6 protein-coding genes are annotated in these 6,287 nt (G+C 71.9%); 4 read left to right on the forward strand and 2 right to left on the reverse strand.

The window, feature by feature from the left end:
- The first annotated feature begins 287 nt into the window (after window positions 1–287).
- The 4 genes from VM221_12370 (at window position 288) to queA (ending at window position 4,756) form a co-directional block, all read left to right on the forward strand.
- A complete protein-coding gene (locus VM221_12370; GenBank protein HUT75614.1) occupies window positions 288–1,469 on the forward strand; it encodes a tetratricopeptide repeat protein in 1,182 nt (393 codons plus the stop codon).
- 10 nt (window positions 1,470–1,479) lie between these two features.
- The gene (locus tag VM221_12375; GenBank protein HUT75615.1) at window positions 1,480–2,931 is read left to right on the forward strand and encodes a tetratricopeptide repeat protein; all 1,452 of its coding nucleotides are present in this window, start codon (window positions 1,480–1,482) and stop codon (window positions 2,929–2,931) included.
- 140 nt (window positions 2,932–3,071) lie between these two features.
- On the forward strand, window positions 3,072–3,635 hold the full coding sequence (locus tag VM221_12380; GenBank protein ID HUT75616.1) for an epoxyqueuosine reductase QueH: 564 nt from the start codon (window positions 3,072–3,074) through the stop codon (window positions 3,633–3,635).
- Between the two features lie 80 nt (window positions 3,636–3,715).
- The gene (queA, locus tag VM221_12385; protein HUT75617.1) at window positions 3,716–4,756 is read left to right on the forward strand and encodes a tRNA preQ1(34) S-adenosylmethionine ribosyltransferase-isomerase QueA; all 1,041 of its coding nucleotides are present in this window, start codon (window positions 3,716–3,718) and stop codon (window positions 4,754–4,756) included.
- A 49-nt stretch (window positions 4,757–4,805) separates the two neighbouring features.
- On the opposite strand, the gene VM221_12390 is transcribed toward queA, so the two are convergent.
- Window positions 4,806–5,552, reverse strand: coding sequence for a class I SAM-dependent methyltransferase (locus VM221_12390; protein ID HUT75618.1), 747 nt, complete (start codon window positions 5,550–5,552; stop codon window positions 4,806–4,808).
- A 109-nt stretch (window positions 5,553–5,661) separates the two neighbouring features.
- The coding region (aroF, locus tag VM221_12395; protein HUT75619.1) for a 3-deoxy-7-phosphoheptulonate synthase at window positions 5,662–6,287 on the reverse strand (626 nt) is incomplete at its 5' end.

Genomic DNA, 6,287 nt, shown 5'->3' on the forward strand with positions numbered 1-6,287 from the left:
TCCCGGAACTCGTCGCGGCGATCGAAGATTTCATCCGGGTCAACAACGAGAATCCCAAACCGTTCGTCTGGACGAAAAAGGTCGATGCTATCTTGGAGAAGGTCGCCCATTGTAAAGCCATCATCGGGACACTACACTAGCCGCGGCGTGAATCCTCTCCGCCATCGGCGGATAAGTGGCTAGGCGGCTGTGCCGCCGCCACGGCGGCCCGCAGGGCCTAGCCGCCTGCGGCGCGGTTTTACGGGCCGGTCGCGCCGGGTAAGCAAAGTCCAAGGGGTGGCTCCGCCGTGCGATGCCCGAAGTGCCAGACCGAGAATCCGGAGCGCAGCCTCGCGTGTAAGCGGTGTGGCGCCGACCTGGCGCCCGCAGCCGCAGCCGGCGCGCCGACCCGCGGCCGGCGCACCGGTCCGCAGCCGGCGCACCGGTCGCCCAGCGATGCCGAGCGCGCGCACACACTGCTCGACGAGGCCTTCCACCTTGCCGACGAGGGCAAGCTGGCCCAGGCGATCACCGCCTGTCAGCGAGCCGTCGCCGCCAATCCCGAATCAACCTCCGCGCATTCCCTTCTCGGCATCCTCTATGAGCGCGCCGGCCAGCGCGAGCGCGCCATCCAGGCGTACGAGGCCGCCCTGCGCCTGAGCCCCGACAGCGCCGCCGACCGCGAGAGCCTGCAGCAACTCGTTTCGCCCCCCCCGCCACCGGTGATCGAGGTGCCTGTCGCGCCGCCTGTCGCGCCGCCGCCGGCGCCGCCCCGGCCGGCCGTCCGCCGGCGGCGCAAGCCCGCCCCGGCGACGGCGGGCAAACCCCGCCGGCTCGCGCCCATGTGGTACGCCATTGTGATCGCCGCGGCGGTCCTGGCCTTGCTGCTGGTGCTGACCGTCCGCGCTTGGCGCGCGGCATCGGTGCAGCCTGCGCCGACGGTGCCAACGCCGTCGGTGGCGGCTGCGGAGCCGCGACCCATACCGCCCGCAATCCCGCCGGCTCCGTCCGCGCGCGTGCCGTCTCCGCCGCCGGCACGCGCACCTGCGCCGTTGCGCTCCGGGTTCGCACCGGCTGGCGCGGGTTTCTCCGCGCCGCCCGCCCCGCCGCGCGCGCCGGCGGCGCCCGCAGCCTCGACCTTCATCCCCGCACCGGAGTCATTCGTCCGCCGCGCCCACCCGCTGCGCCCGGCGCAGCCGCCGGCGCCCACCTCCGAGCAGGCCCGCGCTCAGTACTTCCGTGGCGACCTGGCCGGGGCCGTCAACACCTACCAGCGCCTTATCACCGGCGCCACCCCGGCGGGCGCCGAGACCTACCAGGAGGCGGGGTGGCTTTACTACCAGGTCGGGCGGCGCACCGACGCCGTAGCCGCCTATCAGGAAAGCGTCGAGCGCTACCGGCGCCGGATCACCGCCGGCGAAGATGCCGAGGCGGCGCGCCACGGCCTGCGCACCGCCGCCGCGGCGCTGCGGGTGCTGGAGCTGGAGTAGGAGCGGATTTATGCGCAGCTTGACCATGCCTTGGGTAGCGCTGGCCGCGGCGGTGTTTACGCTGGTCGGCGCCGCATCGCCGGCGGCTGCCGGGGGCGACGTGGCGTGGCTGGGCGTCCAGGAGCACAACCTCCCGGAGCCGGCGGCGGACGCGCTTGACTCCGCGCTCCCCGACGCGCTCAATGCGATGCTGTCACCGGAGCTCACGGTCGAGACCGCGACAGCGCGATCTCCGCGGGCGTTGCGCGCCCTGCGCGCCCTCGATGCCCTTGGCGCTGGGCGGACAGATACCCTCAGCGACCGCCGGGCGCGCGCGCTGGGAGCAGCTCTGGGGGCCGCTGCCACCGCCCGCGCGTGGGTCGCGGCGGCGGGAGACGAGACCCAGGTGACGATGCTGATTGCGGTGGTGGGCGGGCGCCGGATGGCTGTGCGCCAGACGGTGGGGCCGGCGCTACCCGGCGCCGCCGCGGCGCTCGCGCAGTGGAGCCAAGGTATCGCCCGCGAGGTGGCCGGGCAGATCGCAGTGTCGGTGCGCGAGCTCGTGCTCGCGGCTCCACGTGACGCGGCAGGGCTGGTCGCCGCCGGCGACGAGTTCCTGGAGCGGGGGGAGCCGGAGATCGCGGCGATGCTCTTTGATCGCGGCAGCGCCCTGGCGCCGCGGGATAGCGGCTACTGCGTCAAGGCCGCGCGCGCCTACCTGGCGCTCGGCGACCGGGATCGGGCGCGTCGCCGCCTGCAGGCAGCGATCGCGGCGGACCCCGATGCGGCTGAGGCCCGACTGGAGCTAGGGCGCCTACATCTGGCGCAGGGAGACTACGCTGCCGCCAAGGCCGAGCTGGCGCGCGCGCTGGAGCTGGGGGCCGGCTTCGAAGCGCATACGGCGCTGGGCGCGGCGCTGGCCGGGTTGGGAGACCTGGAGGGGGCCCGGCAGCAGTACGAGAAAGCGGTCGAGGCCAACCCCGAGGACACCGCCGCCGCCGCGCGCCTGGCCGAGATAGTGAGGATGCGGGCCGCGCAGGCGCGCGCCGCGGAGGCCATCCAGTCGGCGTCAACTCCATACGGGCCGCCGGACTACGTGCAGACAGCGCGCCCATGGGATCGCGAAATGGAGTCAATCGTGAACGAGGCGCGCCGGAGCTGGGATCGCATGTCGCGCGGCGTCGTGACCGCGCAAGCGATGAACGAGTTGCTGCGCGCGCTTCACGGCCGCTCCGATGCGCTGGCGCGGGCGGCGGAGACGCTGGCGCCGCCGCCGGCAATGGAGCGAGGGCATCGCCACCGCGTGCTTGCCTACAACCTGCTCAATCAATCCGATTTCGCACTGCTGCGTTACCTCGAGCGGGGCGACGCCGCCGACTACGACCAGGGGCTGATGGCGCGTCAGGCGGCGATCGCCGAGGTGCGCCGCGCGTGGGACCTGGACACCGCCGCCGGCTGGCTGACGGGGACTCCGCCGGAGTAGTGCCGTAGGGCAGGAGCCCCTAGACCGCCTGCGGCGGCCGGGGTGGCGGCCCGCGAAGCGGGCTTAGCCACTTGTCTCCTGCCCCCAGGCAAGCGCCGGGAGGGACACAGCCGAGGGCGGCTGTGCCACACAAGCACCCCATGAAGACGCTGATACACACCTGCTGCGGGCCGTGCTTGCTGCCGGTGGCGCGCAAGTTGCGCGCCGACGGGCGCGAGCCGGCGGCGTATTTCTACAACCCCAACATCCACCCGCAGGCCGAGCACGCCCGCCGGCTGGAGGCATTCCGTGGGGCGTGCGCCCAGCTGGGCATCGCCCTCTTGCCGCCGCCGGAATACGAACCGCGGGTCTTCTTTCGCGCCGTGACCTTCCGCGAGGACGAGCGCTGCCGGCTGTGCTACCGGGTGCGCATGTTCGAGGCGGCGCTGGCGACCCGCGACGAGGGCATAGCGGTCTTCACCACCACCCTGCTGGTCAGCCCCTACCAGGACCAGGACCGCATCCGCGAGGCGGGAGCAACGGCGGCGGAGGCCGCGGGCGTGAAGTTCCACTTCGAGGATTTCCGGCCGCTGTTCGCGCAGGTGCGGGAGCTGGCCGAGGAGCTGGGGCTCTACCGCCAGACGTACTGCGGCTGCCTGTACAGCGAGATCGAGGCGGAGCGATCGCGCCGCACCAAGCGGGAGCGTCGCCGTGCCCGGGCCTGACCGCCGGGGCCGGACGCCGGTCGCGCTGAGCGCGGTGCTGACGATCATCTCTTCGCTGATCGCGTGGCGGCGCTGACGCGATGCGCCTCTCCGACTTCGAGTACGATCTACCCCCGGAGCTCATCGCCCAATCGCCCGTGCGCCCGCGCGACCATTCGCGGCTGCTGGTTCTCGATCGCCGGACGGGAGCGATCCAGCATCGCCGGTTCCGGGACCTGCCTGACTACCTGCGAGCCGACGACGTCGCCGTGTTCAACGACACGCGGGTCATCCCGGCGCGACTGCGGGGGCGACGGGAGCCGTCGGGTGGGGCGGTGGAGGCGCTGCTGCTGCGCGAGCTCGAGCCGGGAATATGGGAGGCCCTGGTGCGGCCGGGACGGCGGGTGCGCGTGGGCGATGAGCTGCGGTTCGGCGACGAGCTGCGGGCGCGGGTGCTCGCGCTTTACGCAGGAGCAATGGAGCGCGCGGCGGGCGGGAGGCGTCGCCTCGCGTTTTCGTCCCCCGGGGAGCTCGACCAGGCGCTGGAGCGGGCGGGCGAGGTGCCGCTGCCGCCCTACGTCCACCGCCCGCCGGAGCGCGCGGACGACTACCAGACGATATACGCGCGACGGCGGGGTTCGAGCGCGGCGCCGACCGCCGGGCTGCACTTCACGCCGCGGATGATGCGGGCATTGGAGCAGCGCGGGGCGGGCATGGCGTGGGTGACGCTGCACATCGGGCTGGGCACCTTCCGCCCCATCCGCGAGCAGGAAGTGGAGCGCCACGAGATGCACTCCGAGTGGTGCTCGGTGCCGGCGGCCGCGATTGAGGCGGTGGCCGAGGCGCGCGGGCGAGGCGGGCGCTGCGTCGCGGTAGGTACGACTACGGCGCGCGCCCTGGAGACCGCGGCGCGCGGTGGCGAGCTGCAGGCCTTCGACGGCGAGACCGACCTCTTCATCATGCCCGGATACGGCTTCCGAGTGGTGGACGTGCTGTTGACCAACTTCCATCTGCCGCGCTCGACGCTGCTGGTGCTGGTTTGCGCCTTCGCGGGGCGAGCGCACACGCTGGCGGCATACCGCGAGGCGGTGCGGGAGGGCTATCGCTTCCTCAGCTTCGGGGACGCGATGCTGGTAACGTAGGGGCGGCCCTGCGACCCGTTCGCAGTAGGGGCGACTCGGCGAGTCGCCCCTACTGCCGGCGCCCCGCGACGTAGAACGCGCGCTCGGTGCGCGGGCCCGCGGGCAGGAAGGTATAGGCCTCGAATACGCCTTCGAGGATGAACCCGGCGCGCTCCAACATCGCGGTGACTTCGGCCTCGGTATAGCCGCGCTGGTAATGGGTTTCCTCGAAATGCACGCCGTCGTCGGCCCAGAACTCCATGTCCACGCGGGCGAGGCGCGCGGCCGCATCCCAGCGGCTGCGCCAGCTGTAGCGCACCTCGCGCTCGGGGGACAGGCTTTGCTGGGTGAACAGCTCCTGCTCGAGCGAACGGACGGTATTGAGGTCGAAGATGAGCGGGCCGCCAGCAGCCAGCGCGGTCGCCGCACCGTCGAATGCCGACTGCAGCCGCGCGGGCTCCAGGAGGTAGTTGAAGCTGTCGTAGAGGCAGATGGCGGCATCAAACGACGCCGGCGGAAAGCTCAATTCGGCGGCGTCGCGCTGGAGGAACTGGAGGTCGAGGACGCGCTCCCGCGCCTTGCGCCGCGCCTGCTCCAGCATCGGCGCGGAGAGGTCAACGCCGGTGACCTGGTAGCCGCGCTCCGCCAGCAAGATGGCCACCGATCCCGTGCCGGTGGCGATGTCGAGGATGCGCCGGGGCGTCACCCGCAGGTGCTCGAAGATCTCCTCGATGTAGTCCGCCCACATGTCGTAGGGGACGTTGGACATCAGCGCGTCGTAGTAAGGCGCGACGCTGGTGAAAGCGCAGTCGGACATATCGCACCGGATTAACCACGGAGAACGCTGAGCCCGCAGAGAATCTGTGCAGAGTCACAGCCTGGATTCGCCTCTGCGTGCTCGGCGGTTCAAATCGGAATCCGTTCGGTCACGATTGCCGCTGCGTCGCGGGCATGCGCCTGCCGACGGCGCGCGCGACCTTGGCGAGCTCGCGCGTCAAGCGAACGAACTTCTCCGGCTCCAGGCTCTGCGGGCCGTCGGAGAGCGCGTCCTGGGGGCGCGGGTGCACCTCGACCATGATGCCGTCGGCGCCGGCGGCGATCGCCGCCCGCGCGAGCGGTGTCACATAGCGCCAGTCGCCGGTGGCGTGGCTGGGATCGAGAATCACCGGCAGGTGAGACAGGCGCTTGAGCACGGGCACGGCGTTGATGTCGGTGGTGTAGCGGGTCGCGTCCTCGAAGCTGGTGATGCCGCGCTCGCACAGGATGACCTGACGGTTGCCCTCGAGCATGATGTATTCGCACGCCATCAGCAGATCGCGCACGCGGCTGCCGGGCCCGCGCTTGAGCAGCACCGGCTTGCCGCACTGGCCGACGCGCTGCAGCAGCCGGAAGTTTTGCATGTTGCGCGCGCCGATCTGGATGATGTCGGCATAGTGCATGACGAGTGGCAGGTCGTGGGGATCGAGCGCTTCGGTGACGATGGGCAGCCCCGTCTCCGCGCGCGCCTGCGCCAGGATCTCCAGCCCCTCGCGCCCCAACCCCTGGAAGGCGT

It is taken from the genome of Armatimonadota bacterium, from assembly GCA_035527535.1.
GTDB lineage: Bacteria > Armatimonadota > Hebobacteria.